The organism is Pseudomonas sp. dw_612, assembly GCF_018449725.1.
In the GTDB taxonomy this organism is placed as follows: domain Bacteria; phylum Pseudomonadota; class Gammaproteobacteria; order Pseudomonadales; family Pseudomonadaceae; genus Aquipseudomonas.
In genome coordinates, this window is sequence record NZ_JAAVVC010000002.1 from 164,988 (window position 1) to 190,410 (window position 25,423).

Annotated in this window: 25 protein-coding genes, 1 tRNA gene and 1 pseudogene; 8 read left to right on the forward strand and 19 right to left on the reverse strand. The window is 59.1% G+C overall.

Translation table 11 applies throughout. From position 1 onward, the window contains the following. The first annotated feature begins 94 nt into the window (after positions 1 to 94). Together HB680_RS03905 and HB680_RS03910 are read left to right on the forward strand one after the other, a co-directional pair. A complete protein-coding gene (locus HB680_RS03905; RefSeq protein WP_213937279.1) occupies positions 95 to 1,282 on the forward strand; it encodes a cyanate transporter in 1,188 nt (395 codons plus the stop codon). Positions 1,283 to 1,442: 160 nt separating this feature from the next. Beyond that, positions 1,443 to 2,354: a DMT family transporter gene (locus HB680_RS03910; protein ID WP_213937281.1), complete on the forward strand. Its 912-nt coding sequence runs from the start codon at positions 1,443 to 1,445 to the stop codon at positions 2,352 to 2,354. Positions 2,355 to 2,772: 418 nt separating this feature from the next. Here HB680_RS03910 and HB680_RS32645 read toward each other — a convergent pair. From HB680_RS32645 to HB680_RS03940, 7 genes and pseudogenes are all read right to left on the reverse strand, one after another. Further along, positions 2,773 to 2,847 (reverse strand): annotated as a pseudogene (locus tag HB680_RS32645) (DUF4381 domain-containing protein); the annotation flags it as partial. A gap of 19 nt (positions 2,848 to 2,866) precedes the next feature. After that, the gene (locus HB680_RS03915) at positions 2,867 to 4,279 is read right to left on the reverse strand and encodes an amidase (protein ID WP_213937283.1); all 1,413 of its coding nucleotides are present in this window, start codon (positions 4,277 to 4,279) and stop codon (positions 2,867 to 2,869) included. Next, complete coding sequence (locus HB680_RS03920) at positions 4,279 to 5,619, reverse strand: aminotransferase class III-fold pyridoxal phosphate-dependent enzyme (RefSeq protein ID WP_213937284.1); 1,341 nt, start codon at positions 5,617 to 5,619, stop codon at positions 4,279 to 4,281. The genes HB680_RS03915 and HB680_RS03920 overlap by 1 nt, the downstream gene beginning before the upstream one ends. Next, positions 5,597 to 6,724, reverse strand: coding sequence for an aminotransferase class III-fold pyridoxal phosphate-dependent enzyme (locus HB680_RS03925; RefSeq protein WP_213937285.1), 1,128 nt, complete (start codon positions 6,722 to 6,724; stop codon positions 5,597 to 5,599). The genes HB680_RS03920 and HB680_RS03925 overlap by 23 nt, the downstream gene beginning before the upstream one ends. Before the next feature lie 9 nt (positions 6,725 to 6,733). Continuing rightward, positions 6,734 to 7,615 carry a TauD/TfdA family dioxygenase gene (locus tag HB680_RS03930; protein WP_213937287.1) on the reverse strand — a complete coding sequence of 294 codons (882 nt, stop codon included), beginning with the start codon at positions 7,613 to 7,615 and terminating at the stop codon, positions 6,734 to 6,736. Continuing rightward, positions 7,590 to 9,158: an AMP-binding protein gene (locus tag HB680_RS03935; protein WP_213937288.1), complete on the reverse strand. Its 1,569-nt coding sequence runs from the start codon at positions 9,156 to 9,158 to the stop codon at positions 7,590 to 7,592. Before HB680_RS03935 ends, HB680_RS03930 begins: the two co-directional genes overlap by 26 nt. Then, positions 9,155 to 9,772, reverse strand: coding sequence for a thermostable hemolysin (locus HB680_RS03940; RefSeq protein ID WP_213937289.1), 618 nt, complete (start codon positions 9,770 to 9,772; stop codon positions 9,155 to 9,157). Before HB680_RS03940 ends, HB680_RS03935 begins: the two co-directional genes overlap by 4 nt. 173 nt (positions 9,773 to 9,945) lie before the next feature. On the opposite strand from HB680_RS03940, the gene HB680_RS03945 reads away from it, so the two are divergent. Together HB680_RS03945 and HB680_RS03950 are read left to right on the forward strand one after the other, a co-directional pair. Beyond that, entirely contained in the window at positions 9,946 to 10,881 is a 936-nt protein-coding gene (locus HB680_RS03945; RefSeq protein WP_213937290.1) for a LysR family transcriptional regulator, read from the forward strand. Positions 10,882 to 11,148: 267 nt separating this feature from the next. Then, on the forward strand, positions 11,149 to 12,084 hold the full coding sequence (locus tag HB680_RS03950) for a LysR family transcriptional regulator (protein WP_213937291.1): 936 nt from the start codon (positions 11,149 to 11,151) through the stop codon (positions 12,082 to 12,084). Between the two features lie 3 nt (positions 12,085 to 12,087). Here the strand turns inward: HB680_RS03950 and HB680_RS03955 are convergent, their stop codons facing one another. The 7 genes from HB680_RS03955 to HB680_RS03985 all read right to left on the reverse strand — a co-directional run bounded on the left by HB680_RS03955 (position 12,088) and on the right by HB680_RS03985 (position 18,915). Beyond that, positions 12,088 to 12,453 carry a 5-carboxymethyl-2-hydroxymuconate Delta-isomerase gene (locus HB680_RS03955; RefSeq protein ID WP_213937292.1) on the reverse strand — a complete coding sequence of 122 codons (366 nt, stop codon included), beginning with the start codon at positions 12,451 to 12,453 and terminating at the stop codon, positions 12,088 to 12,090. 70 nt (positions 12,454 to 12,523) lie between these two features. Continuing rightward, positions 12,524 to 13,714 carry a low temperature requirement protein A gene (locus HB680_RS03960; protein WP_213937293.1) on the reverse strand — a complete coding sequence of 397 codons (1,191 nt, stop codon included), beginning with the start codon at positions 13,712 to 13,714 and terminating at the stop codon, positions 12,524 to 12,526. Between the two features lie 16 nt (positions 13,715 to 13,730). Continuing rightward, on the reverse strand, positions 13,731 to 14,669 hold the full coding sequence (locus HB680_RS03965; protein ID WP_213937294.1) for a LysR substrate-binding domain-containing protein: 939 nt from the start codon (positions 14,667 to 14,669) through the stop codon (positions 13,731 to 13,733). 87 nt (positions 14,670 to 14,756) lie between these two features. Further along, positions 14,757 to 16,853 (reverse strand): DUF6311 domain-containing protein, encoded by a 2,097-nt coding sequence (locus HB680_RS03970; RefSeq protein ID WP_213937296.1) that lies wholly within the window; start codon positions 16,851 to 16,853, stop codon positions 14,757 to 14,759. Continuing rightward, positions 16,850 to 17,236, reverse strand: coding sequence for a GtrA family protein (locus tag HB680_RS03975; RefSeq protein WP_213937298.1), 387 nt, complete (start codon positions 17,234 to 17,236; stop codon positions 16,850 to 16,852). Before HB680_RS03975 ends, HB680_RS03970 begins: the two co-directional genes overlap by 4 nt. Next, the gene (locus HB680_RS03980; protein WP_213937299.1) at positions 17,233 to 17,943 is read right to left on the reverse strand and encodes a class I SAM-dependent methyltransferase; all 711 of its coding nucleotides are present in this window, start codon (positions 17,941 to 17,943) and stop codon (positions 17,233 to 17,235) included. Before HB680_RS03980 ends, HB680_RS03975 begins: the two co-directional genes overlap by 4 nt. Positions 17,944 to 17,946: 3 nt before the next feature. After that, positions 17,947 to 18,915, reverse strand: a complete 969-nt coding sequence (locus HB680_RS03985; RefSeq protein ID WP_213937301.1) for a glycosyltransferase family 2 protein — start codon at positions 18,913 to 18,915, stop codon at positions 17,947 to 17,949. Between the two features lie 278 nt (positions 18,916 to 19,193). Here HB680_RS03985 and HB680_RS03990 point away from each other — a divergent pair, with 278 nt between their 5' ends. Further along, a complete protein-coding gene (locus tag HB680_RS03990) occupies positions 19,194 to 19,385 on the forward strand; it encodes a DUF1508 domain-containing protein (protein WP_213937303.1) in 192 nt (63 codons plus the stop codon). 110 nt (positions 19,386 to 19,495) lie between these two features. Beyond that, a complete protein-coding gene (locus tag HB680_RS03995; RefSeq protein ID WP_213937304.1) occupies positions 19,496 to 20,191 on the forward strand; it encodes a DUF1963 domain-containing protein in 696 nt (231 codons plus the stop codon). Between the two features lie 109 nt (positions 20,192 to 20,300). Here the strand turns inward: HB680_RS03995 and HB680_RS04000 are convergent. The 5 genes from HB680_RS04000 to dapA form a co-directional block, all read right to left on the reverse strand. Beyond that, positions 20,301 to 20,390 (reverse strand) — tRNA-Ser (locus tag HB680_RS04000). A gap of 84 nt (positions 20,391 to 20,474) precedes the next feature. Continuing rightward, positions 20,475 to 21,188 carry a phosphoribosylaminoimidazolesuccinocarboxamide synthase gene (gene purC / locus HB680_RS04005; RefSeq protein WP_123507616.1) on the reverse strand — a complete coding sequence of 238 codons (714 nt, stop codon included), beginning with the start codon at positions 21,186 to 21,188 and terminating at the stop codon, positions 20,475 to 20,477. A 28-nt stretch (positions 21,189 to 21,216) separates the two neighbouring features. Continuing rightward, complete coding sequence (locus HB680_RS04010; protein WP_213937305.1) at positions 21,217 to 21,975, reverse strand: MBL fold metallo-hydrolase; 759 nt, start codon at positions 21,973 to 21,975, stop codon at positions 21,217 to 21,219. A 6-nt stretch (positions 21,976 to 21,981) separates the two neighbouring features. Then, complete coding sequence (gene bamC, locus HB680_RS04015) at positions 21,982 to 23,097, reverse strand: outer membrane protein assembly factor BamC (RefSeq protein ID WP_213937306.1); 1,116 nt, start codon at positions 23,095 to 23,097, stop codon at positions 21,982 to 21,984. 17 nt (positions 23,098 to 23,114) lie between these two features. Then, entirely contained in the window at positions 23,115 to 23,993 is an 879-nt protein-coding gene (dapA, locus tag HB680_RS04020) for a 4-hydroxy-tetrahydrodipicolinate synthase (protein WP_213937307.1), read from the reverse strand. A gap of 328 nt (positions 23,994 to 24,321) precedes the next feature. On the opposite strand from dapA, the gene HB680_RS04025 reads away from it, so the two are divergent. Together HB680_RS04025 and HB680_RS04030 are read left to right on the forward strand one after the other, a co-directional pair. Continuing rightward, a complete protein-coding gene (locus HB680_RS04025; protein ID WP_054046705.1) occupies positions 24,322 to 24,882 on the forward strand; it encodes a glycine cleavage system protein R in 561 nt (186 codons plus the stop codon). 10 nt (positions 24,883 to 24,892) lie between these two features. Continuing rightward, positions 24,893 to 25,366, forward strand: a complete 474-nt coding sequence (locus HB680_RS04030) for a peroxiredoxin (protein WP_123597202.1) — start codon at positions 24,893 to 24,895, stop codon at positions 25,364 to 25,366. Positions 25,367 to 25,423 lie beyond the last annotated feature (57 nt).

Consider the following 25,423-nt stretch of genomic DNA (forward strand, 5'->3'; position numbering starts at 1 on the left):
TTTATTTAATTTCTAGATACCACCCCAGACTTTCTGATTTGCCGCTGCCCGGCCCCTCGCGCCTAATCAAGACCTTGTTCTTGAAGGCTTGCTTATGGAAAACGTTCGCGCAACTACCCGCCCTGCCCTCTGGTTAATCGCCAGCATTATTCTCGTCGCATTGAACCTGCGCCCGTCCATGGCCGCGGTCGGCCCCTTGCTGTCAGCGATTCGCGGGGACATCCCGCTGAGTTTCAGTACCGCCTCGCTGCTGACCATGCTGCCCGTCATGGCCATGGGCCTGGCGATGTTCCTGGGCATGCGCGTCGCGCAGCGCTTCGGTGAACACCGGACCATTGTCCTGTCCCTGGTGATCATCGGTGTGGCCACGGTCTCGCGGCTCTACTTGGACAGCACCCTTGAACTGATCCTCAGCGCCGTACTGGCTGGGGTCGGGATCGCCCTTATTCAAGCGGTGATGCCGGCGCTGATCAAGTCGCGCTTCAGCGACAACGTCTCGCTGTTCATGGGTTTGTACGTCACCTCGATCATGGGCGGTGCGGCCATCGCGGCCTCGTTCTCGCCGTTCGTGCTGGCGCAGACCAGCAGTTGGCGCATGGGCCTGGCGATCTGGGCACTGTTGGCGCTGCTGGCCCTGGGTTTCTGGTTTGCCCAACGCTCGGCCATCCCGCAATTACCCGCCGCGCCGAAGGGTCGCCAGGAATCGTTCGTCGGTAATTCACGGGCGTGGTTGCTCGCCGTTTTCTTCGGTTTGGGCACCGCGTCATACACCTGTGTGCTGGCCTGGCTCGCGCCGTATTACGTGGAAAAAGGCTGGAGCGAACAGAACGCCGGTTTGCTGCTCGGGTTTCTGACGGCCATGGAAGTGATCTCCGGTTTGATCACCCCGGCGATTGCCAACCGCAGCCAGGACAAGCGTCTGGTGCTGGCGGTGTTGCTGGCGTTGATCATGGCCGGTTTCTGCGGCCTGATCCTCAGCCCGGAACGCTTCAGTCTGCTGTGGCCGTGCCTGCTGGGCCTGGGCATCGGCGGTCTGTTCCCGATGAGCCTGATCGTGTCCCTCGATCACCTGGACAACCCGCGCCGCGCGGGCGGCCTGACCGCTTTCGTGCAAGGCATCGGCTACCTGATCGCCGGGCTCTCGCCGCTGATTGCGGGAATGATTCGCGACCAGTTGGGCAGCTTCGAATGGGCCTGGTGGTCACTTACCGCGGTGATGGCGGTGATGATCGTGATGGTGTTGCGCTTCAACCCGAAACGTTACGCGCAGCATATCCAATAGTGTTCGACGGTCCTTTCAAGGCCTGCCTCCTGGCTGATCAGCCCATTCCTTGAAAGGACCTCTGCAAGTAATTGCGGCCATGTATTTAAAAACTCGCCCGTGCCCGCAGGCCGGCCTACCTATCATTGGCGTCTTGCACTTGAACGCCGGGGGAGCACTCATGAAACAAGTCGGTTTTGCAGCAGCTCATTGGGGCATGTTGATCTGGGCGATGCTGATCGCCGCGTCTTTTTTTGCCGCAGCGGAGGTCGGCCAGGCGATTGATCCGATCCTGTTAACCGGGTTGCGCCTGCTGTTTTCAGCCTTGATGTTCCTGCCGCTGCTGCTGTTGAAAAACCACTCGCCGATCTCGGTCAAAGGCTTGCTCGCCCACGCGGTGCTCGGGCTGTTGCTGGCGACGTATTTTGGTTCGCTGTTCGAAGCGCTGCGCTACACCACGGCGGTCAACACTGCGACCCTGTACACGCTGGTGCCGTTGATGACGTTGTTCTTTGAAGTGTTCCTGCTGCCGAGCCCAAGCCTGAAAACCCGCTTGTTGCCGATGCTGATTGCGGCGGTTGGCGCGGTGCTGTTGATCCTCAAGGGGTCGGCGCCAGGGGAATTGCCGGCGCTGTATCCGGTGGTGGTGTTCGGCATCGGTTGCCTGGCGATGGCGCTGTATTCGCCCCTGAGCCAGCGTTTCAAGGCCAAGACTTTGAAGGGTCGTGACCCGGTGGCGATGACCTTCTGGAACATGCTGTTCGGTTCATTATTTCTGCTGGTGTTCTGCCTGTTCAGCGGCGGCTGGCGCAGCGGTGCACAACTGGCGGTGAGCGATATGTTGTGGCTGGTGTATCTGGCGCTGTTTGGCACCCTGGCGACTTTCTGGCTGCTGCATCGGGCGATCGGGGTGATATCGCCTTCGACGGTGATTTCCTATGTTTATCTGAATACGTTGTTTGTCACGCTGTTCCATTGGTTCTGGCTGCGGCAACAACCGGCGCTGATCGAGGTGTGCGGGGCAGTGTTGGTGGGAGTCGGGATGTTGGCGCTGGTGGTCAGCAGCCGGAATGTGAAAACCGTTACCGCTTGAAATCCGATCAGTGTGGGAGCGAGCTTGCTCGCGATAGCGGTGTGTCATTGAGCATTGATGCTGGCTGACACGACGCCTTCGCGAGCAAGCCCGCTCCCACAGGGGATCGGAGTTGGATGCAAATATTGAATTCACCCTGGACCAAATGTGGGAGCGAGCTTGCTCGCGATAGCGGTGTGTCATTCAACGATGATGTCGACTGACACGACGCCTTCGCGAGCAAGCTCGCTCCCACAGGGGATCGGAGTTGGATGCAAATATTGAATTCACCCTGGACCAAATGTGGGAGCGGGCTTGCTCGCGATAGCGGTGTGTCATCGAGCATTTGATGCTGGCTGACACGACGCCTTCGCGAGCAGGCCCGCCCGCAGGGGGATCGGAGTTGGATGCAAATACTGAATTCACCCTGGACCAAATGTGGGAGCGGGCTTGCTCGCGAAAGCGGTGTGTCATTGAGCGTTGATGCTGGCTGACACGACGCCTTCGCGAGCAAGCCCGCTCCCGCAGGGGGATCACTGCATGGCGGGGGTCACCGGGCTCCAGCGGGTCATTTCCCGCTCAAGGAAGTTGGCCACGGCCAGCAGGCGTTCTTCTTGCCAGTGCGGGCCGATGATCTGGATGCCGATCGGCAGGCCGCTGACCGGGTCGTGCCCGGCGCGGATGACCACCGCCGGGGAACCAGAGAGGCTGAACGGGAACACGAAGGCGTAGCGATCCCGGTCCAGCAGCGACTCGCCATGGGCGAACGCGACGTCCGGGAACACCGGGCAGATGAACAAATCGTGCTGATTGAAAAACTTCGCCAGTTGATAGCGAAACGTGTCGATCATGATCCAGTCGCGCTTCATTTCATCGACGCTCAACTCAACCTCTTCGCTCAAGCGAATCAGCTCCGAGGTGGCCGGCGTGTAGGTCTGTTTGTCCATCGACGCAAACAGCTTCTTCCAGCTACGCCCGGCATCCGCGCCGGTGATGAACACTCGCCACAGCACATCGCTGGCGTCGTCGAGCATCGGCGGCGTGGTCGAGGTCACTTGTTCGACCACACTGCTCAAACACGCTTCGACCCGTTGCAGCACCTGCTTCACCGCCGGGCTGACTTCGGTCCGCGCCGACTCCCAGGACAATGCGACACGCAGCTCCGCCAGCGGTTTGCTCTCGGTGAATGGCACGTCGACGGTGTCCGGATCGTGACCGTCAGCGCCGCTGATCAGTTGTCCGAGCAGCGCCAGGTCATCGACATAACGGCCCATCACGCCAAACGCCGAGGTCAGGTGGAACAGCCCGGAGCGGTCGTTGGGAAACTGCCCGGTCAACGGCACGCGGCCCTGGGTCAGCTTCAAACCGCAAACCCCGTTGAAATGCGCCGGAATGCGCACGCTACCGCACGCATCCGAGGCCAGCCCGGCCGGCGAACAACCCGCCGCGATCGCCGCCGCTTCACCGCCACTGCTGCCTCCAGCGGAACGTTGCGGGTCGTAAGGGTTGAGCGTGCGGCCATACAACAGGTTGTCGGTTTCGAAGGCCATACACAGCTCGGGCACGTTGGTGATGCCGAGGATGATCGCGCCGGCCTCACGCAACCGGGCGACCACCGTGGCGTCCTCCTGGCTGGCTGCGCCGAGCAACTCTTCCAGGCCACGGGACATGCGAAAGCCGCGCACATGGCAGACGTCCTTGATGGTCATCGGGATGCCGTGCAACGGCCCACGAATATTGCCGATGCGCGCCATCTCATCGGCTTCCCGGGCCTGCCGGCGCAACTCGTCAGCAGACTCCAGTTGAATCAACGCATTGATCTGCGGGTTACGTTCGGCAATCCGCTGAAGGTAGAACTCCAGCAGACTGACACTGGTCAGCACGCCGCGGCGCAGCAGGCCGGCCATTTCCCGCAGGGTCAAGGTGTCCGGATTGAAAATGCTCATCAGTGCTCCGCTTTGCTGCGTAGCAGCTTATTGGGGATGTGGTACATGTTGCGCACCACCAGGGAAAACGCCTTGACCGCCAGTTTCGGCCGGCGGGCGATGGCTTCCAGGGCTTCTTCGGTCATGGTCAGGACATGCCGCAGGGCTTCGGGGGTGATGTTCAGCGGCGGGTAAAAACGCAGCACCGGATGCTCGGCTTTTTCATTCATTGAATGCCCGGCGTGCACGCCACGCTTGCCCAACTCCATGCTCATCAGCGCTTCGTAGACCGAGCCGCGCAAACGCAGGCCAGTCATCAGACCGACACCGGGCACATCCTCGACAATCTGCGGGTAACGCTGGGCCAACCGTTGCAGGCCATGACGCAGTAAACCGCCGTTGACCCGCGATTGCTCGACCAGGTTGTGCTCCTCGATATAGTCGATCGCGGCCAGCGCCGAAGCGCAGCCCACCGGATGACCGCCGTTGGTACGCTGGTCCGGCTCGATCTCGCGTAATGGGTATTGCGTGCTCAGACGCTGGCTGTACATCGCGCAGGCGAACGAGGTGTAGCCGCCGGTCAGGCCTTTGGAAAGGATCATGATGTCCGGCACGATGTCGTCGTACTGCACGGCGAACCATTTGCCGCAGCGGCCGAAACCGGTCTGGATTTCGTCGGCGATCAGCAAGGTATCGGTGGCATCGCACAGGGCACGGATGTTGGCCATGTAGCCGACCGGCGGCACCTGCAAATGCGCGCCGCCGAGGATCGGCTCGACATACACCGCACACACGCCCTCGCCCACGGCCTTCTGCAACGCGGCGAAATCGCCGTACGGCACGTAGGTCACTTCCGACGCGGCGGTGCCATAACTGCGATGGTGCTGTTGCTGGCCGAGGATGCTCATCGCCGCCAGGGTCTTGCCGTGGTAGGAATCGCTCATGACCACGATCCCGCGCCGATCCTTCTGTACCTTGAGCACATAACGCATGCTCTGTTCGATGGCTTCGGCACCGGAGACCATGTACTGCACATCGCCCCACTCACCCGGCACCAACGCTCGCAGGCGCTCGGCCAGTTGGTCTTGCACCGGGTGCACCCGACCTTCGGGAACCCAAGCCATGTGATGCAACTGGGTCTGCACCGCCTCGCGCACCGTCGGGTTGCGATGACCGACGATAAACACCCCGTAACTACAGGCGCAGTCGATAAAGCGCTTGCCGGTATGGTCGGTGACATAGATGCCATCCGCGTCCTTTTCGACGCTGGTCTTGCCCATGCGATAGAGCTTGGTCGCCGAGGCACTCCAATGCCGCTGGCAATCATCCAGCAGTTGTTCATGCGGCATGGTTAAGGACATGGCTGAAAGTCTCCTTGATGATGTTGGCGGCGCGCTGGATGTGTTCGGCGCGCGCGGTAACCGGGCAACGCAAAATCAATTCGCGGCCACGGGGTGGACTGACGTAGATGCCACGCTGATACAGCTCTTCGCACAAATCGACGGGGTTGACATCGGCGGCCAACGGCAGGCTGACCCAGGCGCCACACGCGACGGCGCCGAATGCGGTGAGCGCTTGCGCCAGGGTCTGGCCGTTGTTGAAGCATTGTTTGGCCGAATCGTGGGCCTTTACATAATCGAGTGCCGCCATCGCGGCGACGCAGGCCATCGGGTTACCGGCCGTGGTGCTGCCGTGCTTGGCCGGGCTGCTGCGACCGTAAACCTGATAGGCCATTTGTTCGCTGCAGGTATAAGTGCCGATCGGAATCGCACTACCGCCCAACGCGCCGCCCAGCACCACAATGTCGGGGGTGTTGTGGTAGCGCTGAAAACCAAACAACGTGCCCAGGCTGCCCAGGCAACTTTGCACATCGACCGCGATGACCGGCGCCGAGACCTTGGCCGCCGAAGTATAGAGCTGATCAAGCAGCGCTTGGTCGATCAGACGCAGGCGACCGTCTTCATCGATCACGGTGCTGGTGTGGCACACCGCGAAGCAATCGTTCCAGTCGACCTTGCCCAGGTCGCGGGCATCACTGATTCCCACCAACTCGAAGCCGAGGAAACGCTGGATCTCCAGATAGTCTTGCTCCGCGCCAAGGCATCGCCCGTAACTCAGCGAGCCATAGTCGCCGCCCTGGATAAACACGATGGTGTTGCCCTTGGGCTTGAGGCCTTTGCACAGTTTCAAGGCACCTTCGAACGCTTCATCGCCGGAGCTGCAGATATAAGAGCTGACCAGCGGCGCCGGCAGCAGCTCGGCCAGTCGCTTGCAAAAAGCAATCAGTGGCTCGGACATCAGCACCCGATTCGACAAGCCCATGCGGTCGGCTTGCAGGCTGACCGCCTCGATCACCGTTGGCACCTGAAAGCCGAAACCGCCGGCCAGGTCGATGATCTGGCGGCCATCGCCGTCGGTGTACGTCTCGTACTGACCTGAAATGATCTGTTTGTTATTGGTTTTCATAAAGAGGTCTCAGCGGTAGCTCAAGGCGTTGAAAATGCGTCGACGGTCGTCAACGATGGCTTCACGGCCATGCATCACTCGACGGTTGTCGATCATCACCATGTCGTGGTCGCGCCAGCCGACCGGGTAGGTGTATTGCGCAGAAACAGCGGCGATTTCCACCAGGAACTCGGCGGGAATCGGCTGCCCGGACACGGTGTCGATCACCGGCACTTCATAGTTGAAGGACGGTCCGAGGATGCTGTTGGCGAAGGTCGGGCGCTGGCTGAATTCAGAGACCAGAATCGCCGGGGTGCTGAAGGCGTAGTGGATCGAATCATCGACAGGATTGAAGGTGATCACAGTCTGCGGATCGCCGCCAACAATCTGCATCAGATCGTCGATGCTGACCGCCGCCGGGTCCGAGAGCGCTGGCGAATAGTGGCAAACCAACCGACGCCATTTGTCGCCGGCGACGGTGCGGCTGTAGCGAATCGGGTTTTGCTCGAAGAAGGTGCGGCAGGCCGGCGACAGTTTCGCCAGCACTTTTTCGCCGTCGCACAACGTGGTTTGCGAACCTTTGCGCGGCGCTTCCTGGCAATAGAACCAGGTGATGTCCGGCCAGAACGGTGAGTTGCCATTCTCGCAATGCAAGCCAATTTCCTGTCGGCCCGCATCCACCAACTGCGCGGCGCCACCGACCATGATCCGCGCCGGATCGAGGCTCAGCCGCGAACTGTTTTGCCGCACATAGGCGCTGAAATCCTCAGCGCTGTGGATGCAATTGCGTAACAGGACAACCCCGTAGTGCCCCAGCAATTCGTACAGCTCGGGTTTGCCGAGGCTGGCGAAATGGTGTGGCTCGATAATGGAGATGTCGGAACTTTCACAGCGATAGGCAGGCGTGTTCATCAGCAGCATTCCCTTGCAGGTCGGCGAAAACAGTGGCGATATCGGCGCGTTTCGGGCGGCCGGTGACGGTATAGAGTTGTTCGAGCAATGGATCGTCCTTGGTCAGCAGCCACAGGCGGCTAGGGCGCTCGATGTCGGAGAAGTGCCGGGTTGACCAAGCGGCCAGTTCTTCGCGATCCGGCGCCGACTCGACACAGAGCAACGCCACCAAACCATGGGTTTCATCAAAGAACACCGCGGCATCGCGCACGCCGGGATACTCGCGGTACTCCAGCTCGACTTGTTCCGGGCTGACGTTGCGGCCATTGGGCAGGCAAATCACATTCTTCTTGCGACCCCGGACGTAGAGATAGCCCTCGGCATCCAGTTCGCCCAGGTCGCCGGTGTCCATCCAGCCATCGTCGGACATCGAACAGGCGCTAGGGTCCTTGCCCGAGTAACCGCTGAACAACGAGCTGCTCTTGACCTCGATGGTCTGGTCGGCGCCGATGCGCACCTGCACATGCGGCAGGGGTTTGCCGACACTGCCCAGACGTTGGTGCTGCGCGGTGTTCATGCTGACGACGGAGGCGTTTTCGGACAGGCCATAACCCTGGAACACCGGGATGCCATCCTCGGCGAGGGCATTGAGGATATCGATGCTGACGGCCGCGCCGCCGCAGGTGATATGCACCCCCGAATGCAAGTAACGGGACAGGCGTTCGCTGTGTGCATCGCCTTGGGCCAGTTGCTCGTAAAAACGATTGAGCATGACCGGCGGCACCGTCAGTGCCGTCGGCTCGACCCGCAGGATCCACTCGATCAAACGCTGCGGCGAAGTGCCCGGTTCGCCGAGTAACGGTTCACCTTCTGGTAAAAAGTGCACGATCCCGCCGGCCAACAACGGCAAGTACGCGGCGGTCACTTGCTCCAGCAGCAGGCTCAACGGCACCAGCGACAGGTAACGGCGATGAGCATCGACCGGCATTCCCTGGCGCAGGGAGGTCAACACCGCCCCCACCGCCGCCGTGCTCAGGCGCACACCTTTTGGCCGACTGGTCGTGCCCGAGGTGTGGATGATTTTGCAGATCCAGTCGCTCTCGCCGTCCGGCTCATGCAGCAGCGCTTGCTCCAGGGCTGGATCGCTGAGGCGCCTCAAGCGGCTCGCGGGAAAATCGAGCATCCAGCGCTCGGCCAGCGTGCGCTCGCCGGCGGCATCCACGAGAAAACCGTCGCAGCGCTCGGCCAAATGTTCGGCCTGGGCCTGGCTGAACGCCAGCGGCAAAGGCAACGCAGTGATCCCGGCAAACAGGCACGCCAGATCGGCCACCAGCCAGTCGCTGCTGTTGCGGGTCGCGATCCCCAGCACGACGTGGTCGCCATGGGCCGGGGTGTCAAAACGCCGTTGCAGTTCAGCCGCCAGGTTCAGCGCCCGTGCTTCCAGTTCGCCGTAGGTCATGACCGCCGCGTGTTCCAGACCGGTCGCGGCACAATCGACAGCACAGACTTTCTCGCGATTGGCCTGCAGCGCTTGCCGCAGGTCCGCAATAAAGCGGCCGCTCATGGCTGTGCCCTTGCCGGCAGATCTGTCGGCAACTGGGTGAACAACGTGCCGAGGGTCATGGCGGCGAATCGGGAGCGTTTCGGGTCCACTCGGATAAAACCGGTGACCGGCATTTTCGAATAATAGGAGCCCCAGTTTTTGCCGCCATCGTTGGCCAAGCGCTCTGGGTCGGCGGTCAGCAGCGGTTCGAAATCGATCTGGCAGCTTTCCATCATTTCCCGGACCCGGGGCGTAACGGTGCACAGCAGATAGTGACCACCCATGCACCAGGCCAACAGCGGGATCATGTTGACCATGATCATTCCGGCCGTCAGGTGATGGGAAATCAAACTACCGATTTCAACAATAGTTGACCGATCGATCGTCTTTTCAAAACGTTCGGACAGTATCGTTTCTATTGGTTGCGACAGGTATTGCTCGGAGAACAGCGTCCGGTGATCGGCAAACGTTATACCGGCACAAGACAGAATACGTTCCTCATTGTCCAGTGTGACCGCAAAGTATTGCGGGCTGGGCTCTACCGTCGCCTTATAAGAACTGCGGAATTTTTCTTTCACAACTTCAGTGGCTTGCACCCATAACGGTGTCTGACTTTCAGTGACACGTACCAACACTTCGACCTCCCTGTCCCTATTCAGGACTCCTTTTAAAGTGAGCGAGAATATATTGAGGAAATCTCCGACAGACTATTTAAAAAACCAATTGCTTCCGCTAATATATAAATAAACAACCTTGTCACAAAAATAAAAGATAGTGACGCACATGGATTTTCACCGAGACGGATTTTATGCTTAACAGTAATTTACTCAGAAAACTCGATATGCAGGATCTGATGGTGTTCGTGGCCGTATACGAACAAAGCAGCGTCACCGAGGTCTCTGAAACCCTTTGCGTCAGCCAGTCCACCGTGAGTTACTGCTTGAAAAAGCTGCGCACGAGCTTCGACGACGAGCTGTTCATAAACACCCGTAATGGCATGTGGCCTACTAACAAGGCCACTACGATGTATGGCCACGTGTTGAAAATCCTTAAAAGCATAAACATATGCCATTCCGGCTTACACGCATTCGACCCCACGCAAAAAGAAATCACGTTTAATATCTGCGCACCGGAATATTTTGAACTCCTGATACTTCCTAATTTATTGAAACGATTTATCGGCAGTAGTTTTCCAGTTATTGTGAACATCCAAAAATTCCACCGAGACATTCCGATCGAAGAACTTATCGATGGTCGCTTTGATCTGGTTATTTGTTTTGGCCCCAACTTTCATCGCAGTTCCAAAAGTTTGAAATCACAGATACTGCTGGAAGATGACCTGGTCTGCGTCGTCGATAAAAACTCCGCCCCACCCGAGAACGAGTTCAGCCTGGACAGCTTTGTCGCACGCCAGCACATCTTCCCGACCCCATGGACTTCCGACACCAACATGGTGGATGGCTGGCTCAGCAAATGGGCGTACACCCGCCAGATCGTCGCCCGGGCCAACAGTTACGTGGCTGCACTCAACATGATCCCCGGGACCGATTTCGTGCTCACCCTGCCCCGGCGCATCCAGATGCTGATCAGTAACGATGGCAAGTTCAGCCATTGCAAACCGCCGACCGGTTTACCCAACTTTACGCTGGACATGTTGTGGAATGAAAAACCGGGTCAGGACAGCGCCAACAACTGGTTTCGCGAACAAATTGTCAGTGTCTGTGCGCAGGACGGCTTGTTGTAATAAGAACTATTAACATACAACTTCCCGTTGAATGACCCACCGAAGGCAAATATCGGGCATCACCTCGGCACTTTGGCGAGTGGGTCATCAGCGCGGGCGGCGTGACGCCGAGCGCTTTCGAGCGACAGGTCGTGTTACCTACACGATGTGTCCCACATCTGACATTGAAGTCTCCTACAGGGCATTCTCCTGGCACCATCGTTCCGTTACGATCATTCGCACACGTTTGCGCACCGTCAGCGCAAGGAGCACAGCGAGACAGAACGGATGCTGAACAGTAACTTGCTTAGAAAGCTCGATATGCAGGACCTCATGGTGTTTACCGCCGTGTATGAGCAAAGCAGCGTCACCGGTGTGTCAGAAGCACTCTGCGTCAGTCAGTCCACCGTGAGTTACTGCCTGAAAAAACTGCGCACCAGTTTTGAAGACGAGTTGTTTATCAACACCCGTACCGGCATGCGTCCCACCTATAAAGCCGGCACCATGTACGCCCATGTGCAGAGGATTCTTGAAAGCATCAACCTCTGTCACGCCAGCGCCCAGGCGTTCGACCCGACGTCGCAGCCCGTCACTTTCAACATTTGCGCACCGGAATACTTCGAGCAGTTGATCCTGCCGCGCCTGTTGAAGCGCTTCGATTTCGCCGACCTGCCGGTGGCGGTCAACCTGCACAAGTTCGAAACCGATATGCCCGCCGACGAGTTGCGCGACGGCAGCCTCGACCTGGTGATCTGTTTTGGCCCGAACATTCATCCCGGCCACACCGACTTCAGATCACGGATGTTGCTCGAAGACGATCTGGTCTGCGTCTTCGACAAACGCGCTACGCCACTGGAACCGCGCTTGAGTCTGCAAGCGTTCACCGAACGCCAGCACGTGTTCTCGACACCGTGGTCAGCCGCCACCGACAGGGTCGATGGCTGGCTGGCACGGCAGGCGCAAAAACGTCAGATCGTCAAACGGTCGAATAGCTACAGCGCGGCGCTGAAGATGATCACCGGTACTGATTTCATTCTGACCCTGCCCCGGCGCATTCAGCGTCTGCTGGCCAACGAGGCGGTATTCAATCATTGCGAAGCCCCTAACGGCCTGCCGGGTTTCACCCTCGACATGCAGTGGAGCCAAACCGCCGATCAGGACAGCGCCAACACCTGGCTACGCGAGCAAGTGCTGAAGGTCTGCGCCGAACAGCAAGCCGCCTGAAACTCAGAGGCCGATGGCGATCTTGGTGTAGGACTCGCGATCAATGTCGAGGATTTCCACGCACAACTGGACTTCAACACCCGTCGGCCATTCACACAGATCCTGCACCACGGCCAACAGGCTTTCGGACAGCTGTTTTTTGATTTGCGGCGAGCGACCGCTGAGCAACGCCAGCTTCACATGCACGAAGGCCCGCTCGCCCAATCCGGTCCCGACCTTGAAGGTTTCGACCTTCAGGGCACGGCTCTTGATATCGTGCTCCGCCGCAAACTGACCGGACCCCACCAACGTATTGTTGAGCCGGATCAACGCCACGTCGGCGTTCAACCCGGGCAGGTTGGCGGTGTATTCCATGTGCAGGTGAGGCATGACGGTGCTCCTGAGGATTGGCGGAAAGGGTCTACATATATCACAGCGCCGTCCGGATCCCGGCGGACTTTTAGTGTTCCCCTGCCGCCAGGGACTCACGCAACGCCACGGCTTCCCATACGGCCACCAACACCACCACCGCCGTGGTCAACGCGCCGAGCATCAACGCCGAAAACAGATGATTCAGCGCCAATGGCAGCATCACGAGCAACAACCCCAGGCCGACCAAATGGGACAACGGCGGCAATAGCCGATCAGCCATGACCCATTTGAACAGTGCATTGCCCAGCAGAAACAACCACGGCCCGGCGATGATCGCGAGGATGCCCGCGTCGCTGGCGTGATCCGGATGCATCAATACCAGCTCATCGGCCACGGCACTGACGATAACCCCGGCGACGATCAAGACATGCAGATAGGTGTAGGCAATTCGTGCCTGCCGGCCCGGATCAGCGGAATGGGCAATGCGATGGTGGGCACGCTCAGCGCCGCTGTCGAAATACACCCACCACATGGCGATGCTGCCGAGCACCGCCACCACAAACGCCGTCACGCCTGACAGGCTCAAGTCCAGTTCGGCAAACGTCGCTCCCGTCACCAGCAGCGACTCGCCCAAGGCAATGATCACGAACAAACCACAGCGTTCGGCCATGTGATTGCCTTCGACATTCCAATCTTCCAGCGTCGAACGCCCCAGGCCAGGCACCCAGAAATACAGGGACGGCGAGATCAGTTCGATCAACAGCGCCAGCGCCCAACAGATCAGGCGCTGATCGCCCTCCAGAAATGCGCCAGCGATCCAGAACACCCCGGACAGCACCAGCCAGGCGAGAATGCGCTGGAAATTGCGGGTCATGTTCAGCGGTTCGCCGCGCACCGCCCATATCGCAAACAGCGTGCGCCCGACCTGCATGAACACGAAGGCCCCGGCGAACATCAGCCCATGATCGGTAAAGGCCTTGGGTATCGATGAAGAGAGCAGCAAACCGGCGATCATCAGACCGAACAGCCCGAGGCGGATCGGCAGTTTTTCTGGATCGAGCCAATTGGTAATCCATGAGGTGAAAATCCACACCCACCACACCGCGACCATCATCAGCGCGACTTGCACCGCGCCACCGATGGACAAGTGCGCCAGCAGGGAATGGGAGAGTTGGGTCACCGCAAACACGAAGACCAGATCGAAAAACAGCTCGACCATGCCGACCTTGCCACTGTCGTGGCTACCGCGCCCTCGTAACAACGAACGGGATTGGCTCATGGTTGGGGCTCCGCTGTCAGAGTGAACCGGCGTTGTGCATCTCGGCCAGACCGCGTTCACTCATGAACGCTTCCAGGCGCGAACGCAGCCAGCGTTCGGCCGGGTCGGTGTCGACGTGGCTGAGCCAGACCATGGACAGGTCCAGGGTCGGCGTCTTGAACGGAAAGGGCTCCTGAAACAAATGACCCGACGCCGCCATGGCGCTGGCCGTGTAATCGGGCAGGCTGGCAATCAGGTCCGTCCCCGCCAGCAGGGCCGGCAACGAACTGTATTGCGGCACGGAAAGGACCACGTGGCGCTTGCGGCCAATTTCCGCCAGCCACTCATCGGCGTAGCCACTGACGTTGGCGGTGTGGGAAACCAGCACGTGGGGGCGCGAGCAATATTCATCGAGGGTCAGCGGTGTGTCAGACGCATCGGCGCGCAAAATGCTGGGCAGGATGTGTCGTAGCAATTTGCGCTTGGCGTTGGCCGGCAGGCCGCGGGTCTGGCTGATGCCGACGGTAATGTCACCGGAGGCCAACAGGTCGGGAATCCGCCAGTAATCGACATGCTGGACCACAAATACCACCTTCGGTGCTTCCTGGCGCAAGGCTCGCAACAACGGGGGCAACAGGCCGAACTCGACATCGTCCGAGAGCCCGATCCGAAAGGTCATGGTGCTGCTGGCCGGGTCGAAATCGTGGGTCAGGCTCAAGGCTACCGAGAGTGAATCCAGCGCCGGCGACAGGTGCTGGATGATTTCTTCGGCCCGGGCCGTCGGCTCCATGCGATGGCCGACGCGAATGAACAGCGGATCATTGAACATCGTGCGCAAGCGGTTGAGCGCAGCACTGATGGTTGGCTGGCCAAGAAACAGCTTCTCCGCGACCCGCGTCACGTTGCGCTCGAGCATCAATGTCTCGAACACCACCATCAGGTTGATGTCGGCTTTGCGTAGTTCATTGCGATTCATCCACTGCACCCCGGTCCCCAAGACTTGGGCCAGTTTAGAAAGGCCGGGAGGTGGCGTCTATCGGCATGATCGCCGCGATACGCAGGATCACTGCACCGACAGGGATTTCACCCCCAGGCCCATGACGCGCCCATCGTCCCCGAGCCCCAATTGTTTCGGGCTGATCGCATCGGGCAACTGCACATGAATCCGCATCAACGAGTCGCTGGCGACGGCTTGGTGGATGGCCGCGGTGATCGGGATTTCGATGCGATTGCCTTGAACCGTTGTCAGACGCGTCGTCAACGCTTGTACGCCGTTGATGCTGAACACCACCGTCTGACCGGCATGCATCGGCAGCACGAAACCCAACGCGTCGATCACGATGGACTGAGCCTTCGGCGGCACCCGAAGCAGAATGTCCGCCTCCGCGCCTTCCGACCAGGTGCCCCAGGTTTCCGGTGCGCCCCACCCTTCGGTCAGGTGATGAGTCTTACGGTTGAACGCTTGTTGCTGCCCGACCTTGATCATCGGCACCCAATTCATCGAACGCCCTTCATCCTCGACCGCAAGGCATTGGGTGCACTGCTTCCAGCCCGGCGCCAGCACCACCAGGCCATCGATGCGAGCGAGCAGGTCCGTATCGCTGTTGACGGTCTTCACCGCTTCGAGCATGGAATTATCATCAAGGATGTAAAGCGAGTCTGAGTCGTAGTGCCCGGTTTCCAGCATGCGCCGGGTCTTTTCCTCGGCCCGCTCCAGGGCCTTCGTGCCCATTCGGCCGAGATAAACAGCGTCGGTGTTCATCCCATGGACTGCGGCGTAGTCAGCCAGTGGCTGCCAGGTTTCCGGCTGATTCTGCGGCGGTAACCAACGAATGTTCGCGTAGCGGGAGGCAGCACTGGCCCAGAACGGGTCACGCAACGGTGTCGACCACTCGGCGGCCGGCGCCATCATTCGGCTCAACCGCAGGCCACCCCAACCGTTGCGGGTATCCACGGCCTGGACGCACAACGCCACCGCCAGCAGGCACACCGCCGTCAGCGGCCGATTGCCACGTACCACGAGGTAAATGATGGCAAACACAATGACGTAGAACACTGGCCAGAACATCCGCCCGGACGCCCGGAAGATATTCGCCAACTGGATGATTTTCTCCGGCAACGGAATGCGAACGGTGAACAGGCCGAGACCGATTTCGTTCGTCAGCGCAAACAGCAGCAGTCCGATCAGCGCCAGCACCAGAATGGGCAGACTGCGCACCGCATTGCCAAAGTCGGTTTTACCTCGCAGCAGCACGACGACAGCGAAGATCGCCAGCAATAGCACTCCGGCCCCGAGATAGTTGAAACCTTCGTAATCGCCAGGGCCTTGAGGAAAGTCCGGCAAGACTCCGGACCAGCCACTGGCATTGATCAGCGACAACACATTCATCCGATACAAACCAAAACCAGCCGCCATCGCGCCTTTGCCGACACTGAAATAACCCGCCTGCCAGCAACACAGGCTCACCAGCAAGAACAGCAAAAGCAGTTCGATCAGCGCCGTGCGCCGGGTCAACTGGCCTTTGAGGGTTCTGCCCGCCAGGTCGGCAATCCAGATCAACGCCACCATTGCCAGCAAGTAAGCGTGTACCAGCGCCGTCACCGCCAATAGCGCGCCCCAGGCCAGCCGGCGCTTCTGCACACCGGGATGCAGCGCCAGATACAGCGCGGCCAGAATCAGAAAATGCCCGGACAGGGACAGATGCCCGCCCATGCGCAAAAACATCGGCGGCGAAAACAGAAACAAGCCTGTGCCCAGCAATCTCAGGGCGACATTGGGCGTCACCAGCCCCATTAATTTCCAGGCAAACCAGCCCTGCAGGACAAAACACGCCAACAGCCAGATCCCGAAGTACTGGAACGTCTCGGGCAACCAGGCGTTGAACGGTTTGAACAGCAGGGCCAGCAGCGGATTGGAGTCAGAAAAAATGATCGCGTTGCCCAGTTCCAGCCCGTAGTTCGGGTTAAGTCCGAGCGGAAAAGTCCACGGCGAGTGTCGGAAAAACACCCAGCCCAGGTAATGAGTGGCCGTATCGCCAACTTCCAGCCAGGCAATGTTTTGCGGATCCAGGGCGCGCGGCCCGATCACGATGAAAAACGTCACCACGCCCATCAACAGGGGCAACAATGCGATCGCCCAATGCTTGCCAGAATCCTTCATCGATAGGTCCAAAAGTTGTGCAATACAAAAGTGAAGGCGGGAAGGGTCAACGCCACCGCACCGATCCCCAGCAAGTAATTGAGCCCCGCGATTTGCGCCGCCCAGGCCACGAACATCGCCAACAGGAAACCTGCGCCAGACACCATCATGAAGCGCAGCAATGTGCGGCCACGCAGGCGGGCGGAAAAGCTCCAGGTCGTGTTGATCAAGTAGGACACCACCGTCGCCACGGCAAATGCCACGCCATTGGCCAGGGGCGGCATCGGCATCACGAAGTTGATGAACAACACGGCGACGACCGCATGAAGCGCCGTGACAAACACCCCGGTCACGGCAAACCTCAGCGCCCTTTTGATCAGCGCCGATTTTTCGGCTGACCTCACGGCTTCTGCGCCAGCACGAACACCGTCAGGCCCGCCAGGCGATTCGCCCCCATGAACGGCAGCTCAATGCTGCACAAGGTCTTGAGAATCGAATTCACCACGGGATGATGCTGTTTGAGCTGCGAACGCGGCGGCGACGGTTGCGTGCCTTTGGGCAGCAGCCGCAACGTCGCCGCAATCGGGAACACCGCACCGAAATAATAAGCGCCCTGCTTCACCGTCAAACCAGCGTCCCGTGCGACTGTTTCAAATTGCGCCAGGGTGTAGCGGCGCTTGTGTTCCAGAAAGTCATCGTGCCCGCTCCAGAGAAACTGGAACGCCGGCACCGTCATCAAAAAACGGCTGCCGGACGGGACTTTATCGACATAGGCCTTGAGCAACCCGACGTCATCATCCACGTGTTCCAGCACGTCCATCAGCAGCACCAGATCAGCGTCCACCGCATCGATCCCGCGGCGGTAATGCACCGGTTTTCCAGAGGTGCTGGCGTCCGAGTCAGCGTCATAACTGATGTCGACGCACCAGGCTTCGTTCGCAGCCGTGTGGGTCAGCAGGTGATGGGTAAAAAACCCGGAACCGGCGCCGACGTCGAGAATCTTTTTGATCGGGGCATCACCCAGCAAACGCTTGGTGGCCGCCGCTTTCGACGCGTAATACCAATGCTGGTCAATGCTTGAACCGAGGATGTCGGTTTCCTTGAGATCCATGGTTCAGTCCTTGGGGTTATAGACACGACGCACCAGATAAACCGGTCGGCGTTTGGATTCGATATAGGTGCGGCCCAGGTATTCGCCAAGCACCCCGATGCCGATCAGTTGCAGCCCTCCGAGGAAGGTCACGGCGACCATCAGCGAGGCGTAACCCGGCAGATCGATTCCGGAAACCAACGTGCGCAAAATAATGAAAATAGCGAACGAGAACGACACCAGAGACACGAACAGCCCCAGATAGGTCCAGACCTTGAGCGGGTCGGTACTGAAACTGGTGATGCCTTCCAGCGCGAAATTCCACAGCCGCCAACCGTTGAACTTGGTTTCACCCGCCACCCGCTCCGGGCGCTCGTAATCGACATGGGTAGTGCGAAACCCGACCCAGGCGAACAGGCCTTTCATAAAGCGCCGGGATTCGGGCAGCGACTCCAACGCCTCGACCACACAACGATCCATCAGACGGAAATCACCGACATCCTTGGGCAGCGGTTGGTCAGCGATTCTGTTGTGCAGGCGGTAGAACCAACTGGCCGAGGTTTTCTTGGCCCAAGAGTCGGTGTGGCGACTCACACGATGGCCCAACACCACTTCGTAGCCTTGGCGCCACAAGGCAATCATTTGAAGAATGACTTCCGGCGGATCCTGCAAATCGGCATCCATCGGCACCACCACCTGACCGGTGGCCGCCTGCAAGCCGGCGGTCAATGCCGCTTCCTTGCCGAAATTGCGGCTCAGATCGACGATCCGAATGTGCGGGTCAGACTTCTGGCGCTCCAGAAGCAAATCCAGCGTCGCGTCGGAGCTGCCGTCATTGACGAACACCATCTCAAGGCCCACCAGCGCCTCTTCCTTGAAGACGTCAGTAATCCGCGCGATGAACAAATCAATGGTCGCCGCTTCATTGAATACCGGGATGACGAGCGAAAGCGCCACGTGCCCGGCGAGTTGCGTTCCGTGCTGATGAGTCAATTGATTGCTCTTTTTTATAGTGATTTTTCAACAATCGTTGGTCGCCGAGGTGTTTTCCGGCGCCATGAGCTGCCCCGTATTAAGCAGGAGCAAGGGAGGTGATGCAAGGGCGAAACTGCGGCGGTTTTGGCCATTCTTCCAGCGCTCGATCAGCTGTAGGAAAAGCCTTCAAATCATTGGAAACAAATGCCCGATGGCCAAAAAAACCAGCTCCGCTAGGCTTGCTGACATGCGGCACACAGGTTGTCGCAAATAACGAATCGCATGGAGCGAGCTGAATGTATTTTGAGATTTACAGGCAATCGAAAGGCACCCCGAGTACTGGCAAAGGCCAGTGGCGCTGGCGGTTACGGGCGGGGAATCATGAGACGGTTGCGAGTGGGGAGTCGTATGTGAACAAGGCGGATTGTTTGCATGTGATTGAGTTGATCAAAGGGGTGCATGGGGAGACGCCGGTCAAGGAAATCTAAGCGATAGAGTCAGCTGCCCGTGCGCCACGGGCAGCCCTTGGATCACGAGTTCGACCCTACAGGCAACGACCGCATTGGTCGCACCCTCCCTGCTCAGGAGTTTGGTTTCGATGGAGATGCAAGAAATCAGGCGACGCCTCGCCACACCCGCCATAAAGTTCGTCGCCGGCGGATTCCCACCGACGAATAAAAATGATGAAAGCTGGCTCGGTAAGGTTTTCCTTTTCCGCCCGGATGAAGCAATACCCAGAAACAGCGCCGGCGATCAACTACGCCCCTACGCCCAGATATTCCTTCCCGATCTACCCTTCAACAGCCTGGCCCTTAAAGGGATTCGCCTGCTAACCGTATTTATTTCCGAGCCCTTCCCCGAGCCGCTCGAACCCATGGGCAACAACTGGCTCATCCGGGAATATGGGTTTGATGATGTGCTGGTACGCAAGGAACTTGCAGTCGCAGGTTCGCACCTCAAGCCCTGTGCACTGAAGGCAGAATTGGTGGAGGAAGACTTTCCTCTCTGGGACGGTGGCGGTGTTCCCGTGGAGCTCGAAACGGAAATTCTGAAACTTGAGCGATCTGGGCAAATAGAGTCCTACTACGACCAGATCACTCACACCTACGAACACAAGATCGGTGGTTACCCCTCGTTTTGCCAGCCAGGCATCAACCCTGGTGAGCATTTTGAATTCGTATTCCAGATCTCGTCCGACTCAAAAATCAATTTGAATGTCGTGGACAGCGGCAGCCTGATGTTCTGGAAAAACAAAGTCACCGGGGCATGGGCTATCTACTACGACTTCTATTAACCAAAAACGGTTAGGCCTTGGCCCAGCGGTTAAAAGGACACAGGTCCGGAAAGCGCCAGAAACGAAAAAGCCCCGTAGCTTATTCAACTACGGGGCTTTTTCTATGTAATGGCGGAGAGATAGGGATTCGAACCCTAGGTACCGGTGAAGGTACAACGGATTTCGAATCCGTCCCATTCGGCCACTCTGGCATCTCTCCAACGGCGCGCATCATAACAACACTTTTGCCGGAAGCGAACCCCTTTAAGCAAAATTTTTCCGTGCTATCAGATGCTTGCGTCGGTTAAAGCGGTACGCCCAGACGATTGGCGACTTCTTCGTAGGCTTCGATGACGTCACCGAGGCCCTGGCGGAAGCGGTCTTTGTCCATTTTCTTGCCGGTAGCCTTGTCCCACAGGCGGCAGCCGTCCGGACTGAATTCGTCGCCCAGGACGATGGAACCGTCGGAGAACACGCCGAATTCGAGTTTGAAGTCGACCAGCAGCAGGCCGGCGTCGTCGAACAGTTTGCTCAGGACTTCGTTGACCTTGAGCGACAGTTCTTTCATGCGAACCAGTTGCTCGGCGGTGCCCCAACCGAACGCCACGACGTGGGATTCGTTGATGAACGGGTCGCCCTTGGCGTCGTCCTTCAGGAACAGTTCGAAGGTGTAAGGGTTGAGCTTCAGGCCTTCTTCGACGCCCAGACGCTTGACCAGGCTGCCGGCGGCATAATTACGCACAACGCACTCGACCGGGATCATGTCGAGTTTTTTCACCAGGCATTCGTTGTCGCCCAGCAGTTTGTCGAATTGCGTCGGCACGCCGGCGGCTTCGAGTTTCTGCATGATGAAGGCGTTGAACTTGTTGTTCACCATGCCTTTGCGGTCGAGCTGCTCGATGCGCTTGCCGTCGAACGCCGAGGTATCGTTGCGAAACAGCAGGATCAAGCGGTCAGCGTCGTCGGTCTTGAAAACCGATTTGGCTTTGCCGCGGTAGAGTTCTTCACGTTTTTCCATGATGGGCTCCGCTTGCTAAGTAGGTGGGCTAGGCGATGTGTCGCCAGTCGAGCCCTGAATCTTGATCGGCCAGTTGCAGCCAGTCCGGGTCGCACCCGAGGGTGTCGACAAAACATTGCCGGGCTAGCTGCGGCAGGTTGTTCTTGCTGCTCAGATGGGCCAGGACCAGATGTTGCAGGCCTTGCCAGCCCAACTCGGACACCAGGAATGCCGCCTGGTGGTTGTTCAAATGTCCCAGTTCACCGCCCACCCGCTGCTTCAGGAAGTACGGGTAGTGACCGCGAGCCAGCATGTCACGGCAATGGTTGGACTCGATCATCAACGCATCGAGATCCCGATAGCCGTCCAGCACTTTGTTGCAATACGAGCCCAGGTCAGTCAACAGGCCGAAGCGCCGTTCACCGTCATTGAAAACGTACTGTGTCGGCTCTTGAGCATCGTGGGCCACGGCAATGACTTCGATGTTCAGGGCGCCGATTTGCAATTGCTCGCCGCCGGCCAGGAAGCCCGCGGGTTCAATCGGTTTGCGCATCCCGCGCAGGGTCCCGCGACTGAGGTAGACAGGCAGATTGTAACGCCGAGACAGCAAACCCACGCCATGCGCGTGGTCGGCATGTTCGTGGGTCACGAGTATCGCGCTCAGTTGCGCCGGGTTAACACCCAGGCGCAACAGGCGTTTTTCGGTTTCTCGCAAGGAGAAACCACAATCCACCAGCACATACGTATCAGCGCTGGCTATCAGCGTGCCGTTCCCTTGGCTACCGCTGCCGAGAACGGCAAAACGCATGTGATATCAGCCCAGGTTGTCCTGAATCACGCTCAACACTTTGCGGGCCACATCGGCCGGCGCAACGGTGTTGATGTTTTTCTCGACGGTGACCTGGACGTTCTCGCCAACCTTGCTCAAGCGAACCTGATAACGCTCGGCACGGGCTTCAACTTCTTCCTTGTTCGGCTTGCTGCCGAACAGGCTGCTGAAGAAACCAGGCTTTTCGTCTTTCTTCTCGGCTTTTTCGGCCAGGTTGATGTAGTACAGGCCCAGGCTGCGGTTGATGTCTTCAACGCGCCATTCGCCCTGTTCCAGCGCACGACCGACACTCGACCAGGCGCGGTCCAGATCAGGCCCCACGTTCAGCACCGGGTTGCCGCTGCCGTCTTCGCTCAGGCTGACGCGATTAGGCGTATCGAAATCACGGGAAGCCAGCATGGAGACCGAACCGCCCTTCTCTGCCGTGCGGCTCATGCTCACAAGCAAGTCGTCCACCAGTGCCGCGTCCAGGCCAGTGTTGACCGAGCGGTTGGTGAAATCGACGTTGGCAGTGCTGCCCGAAGGACGCTGGGCGCTGACCACATAGATCTCACTGGTGTTGCGCTGCACGCCTGGCTCGATGCGGACCCGCACGCGGGTTTCGCTGTCGGCGCTGATGCCGGCCGCGCTCAGGCGCTTGGCCATGGCGGCGGACAGTTCGTCGGAATGCTGCCAGGTGGTGGTGAATTCGCCGGTTTGCGGGCGTTGTTCATCCAGACGGAAGCCGTTGTCCTGGAAGAACTGCACCGCCACTGGCCAGACTTCGGCCGGAGGGTGCTGACCCATGACCCAGCTCGAATCACCGCTTTTTTGCAGGGTGTAGTCGCTGGCGTCAGCAATCGCCGACAGCGGCTGCGGACGCGGCACGATGTATTCGCCCTTGGCAGTGTCATCGGCCACGTTACGCGGGATCGGCAGCAGCGGATCCAGACGTTTGGCGGTGCTGACATTCGGTGGCAGTTGCATCGGTGCAGTCTGTTGCGCTTCCAGGTAATCGCTACCACGGTCACGGAAGTAACCTTCCGGGCCCCAGATCCATCCGCAGCCACTGGTGCTGGAGATAATCAAGGCAAGTGCGGAAAGTCCGGCCATTCGCTTCATGCGTTGTACTTCCTCAATTAAACCAGGACGCCGGACTGGCGCATGGCCTGCCGCAGCGGTTCGTGACAGGCAGCGCTGAGCCAGGTGAGCGGCAGACGGATACCGTCCGGCATCAAGCCCATTTCATGCAGCGCCCATTTCACGGGGATAGGGTTGGATTCGATAAACAGCGTCTTGTTGAGCGGCATCAGTTTTTCGTGGATGGCGCGAGCGGTCACGGCGTCACCCTTGAGCGCGGCGTTGCACAGGTCGGCCATGTCACGCGGGGCAACGTTGGCGGTCACCGAGATGTTGCCTTTGCCGCCCAGCAGGATCAGCTCGACAGCGGTGGCGTCGTCACCGGAGATCACCAGAAAGTCTTTGCTGACACCATCGATGATCGCCTTGGCGCGGCTCAGGTCACCAGTGGCTTCCTTGATACCGATGATGTTTTTCACGGTCGACAGGCGGATCACGGTCTCGGCCAGCATGTCGCACGCGGTGCGGCCAGGCACGTTGTAAAGGATCTGCGGGATATCGACGGCTTCGGCGATGGCCTTGAAGTGCTGGTACAAGCCTTCCTGGGTAGGCTTGTTGTAGTACGGCGTGACCAGCAGGCAGGCGTCGGCGCCAGCGCTCTTGGCGTTGGTGGTCAGCTCGATGGCTTCGCGCGTCGAGTTGGCACCCGTGCCGGCGATGACCGGGATGCGCCCTGCAACCTGCTTGACCACGTAACGAATCACTTCGATGTGCTCGTTCACGTCTAGCGTGGCCGATTCACCTGTAGTACCGACCGCCACGATGGCGTGGGTGCCGTTTTGCAGGTGAAAGTCCACCAGTTTGCTCAGGCTGTCCCAGTCGAGACGACCTTGTGCATCCATGGGTGTGACCAGTGCCACCATACTGCCCGCAATCATGCAACCGCTCCTGCCGGAAAAAGAGAGCCGTAATGGTACTGGCGCCAAGATGCTTGTACAAGCGAAGTACTGCGCTGCTGCCATTCCCCTTGGCGCTGCTTTTCGCTACCCTTCAGACTTTGATCGGTACTGATAAGCTCGTACGCCGGGTTCCAGCCTCCATTTTCGGCATCACAAGCCCCGATCCAGCGTTGCCACCCCTCGCTCCGGCCACTCTGGAGCACGTTGCAACCTTCGGCTCGGGTTTTCTGAATTCGTCTGCGCAGGGTCGCCCCCGGTAAAAAAAGCCCGTAGAAGTATCGACCGCTCATCGCTTTAGGAATGCTGCATGTCCACCCCCACAGTTCGCGAACAATTCCTTGTCATCAGTGCCCTCGGCGCCAACCCCATGGAGCTGACTAACGTCCTGTGCCGCGCCAGCCATGAAAACCGCTGCGCCGTGGTCACTTCTCGCCTGACCCGTCATGGCGAGTGCAGTGCCCTGATCCTCGAGATCTCCGGCAGCTGGGACGCTCTGGCCCGCCTGGAAGGCAGCCTGCCGATCCTCGCCAAGAAGCACGCCTTCACGGTCAACGTGGTGCGCAGCGCGGCCCTGGAGAACCGTCCACAGGCCCTGCCGTATGTCGCCTATGTCAGCTCGGCTTATCGCTCGGACATCATCAACGAGTTGTGCCAGTTCTTCATGGACCACAACGTCGAGCTGGAAAACCTGACCTGCGACACCTATCAGGCACCGCAGACCGGCGGCACCATGCTCAACGCCACGTTTACCGTGACGCTGCCGGCCGGCGTGCAAATCAGCTGGCTGCGCGATCAGTTCCTGGATTTCGCCGACGCGCTGAACCTGGACGCCCTGATCGAACCGTGGCGCCCACAAAACCCAATGTAAGGAAGCTTTCATGGCCGTTGCTATCGACCAACCGGTTACCGACTTCGAAGCACCCGCCACCAGCGGGCAGACCGTCAGCCTCGCGAGCCTCAAAGGCAAGCAGGTGGTGATCTACTTCTATCCGAAGGACAGCACGCCGGGTTGCACGACCCAGGGCCAGGGCTTTCGCGATCAGTTGGAGGCTTTTAAAGCCGCCAACACCGAAGTCTTCGGCGTGTCCCGCGACAGTCTGAAATCCCACGAGAACTTCAAAGCCAAGCAGGCATTCACCTTCGAGCTGATCAGCGACAAGGAAGAAGCGCTCTGCCAACTGTTCGACGTGATCAAGCTGAAAAAACTCTACGGCAAGGAATACATGGGCGTTGATCGCAGCACCTTCCTGATCGACAAGAACGGTGTGTTGCGTCAGGAATGGCGCGGCGTGAAGGTGCCGGGGCATGTGGATGCGGTTTTGGCTGCGGCTCAGGCGCTCAATAAAGCCTGATTTTGTTGGCGCCTGTTCTGACAGCCCGCTCCCACATTAGACCGCGATCCAATGTGG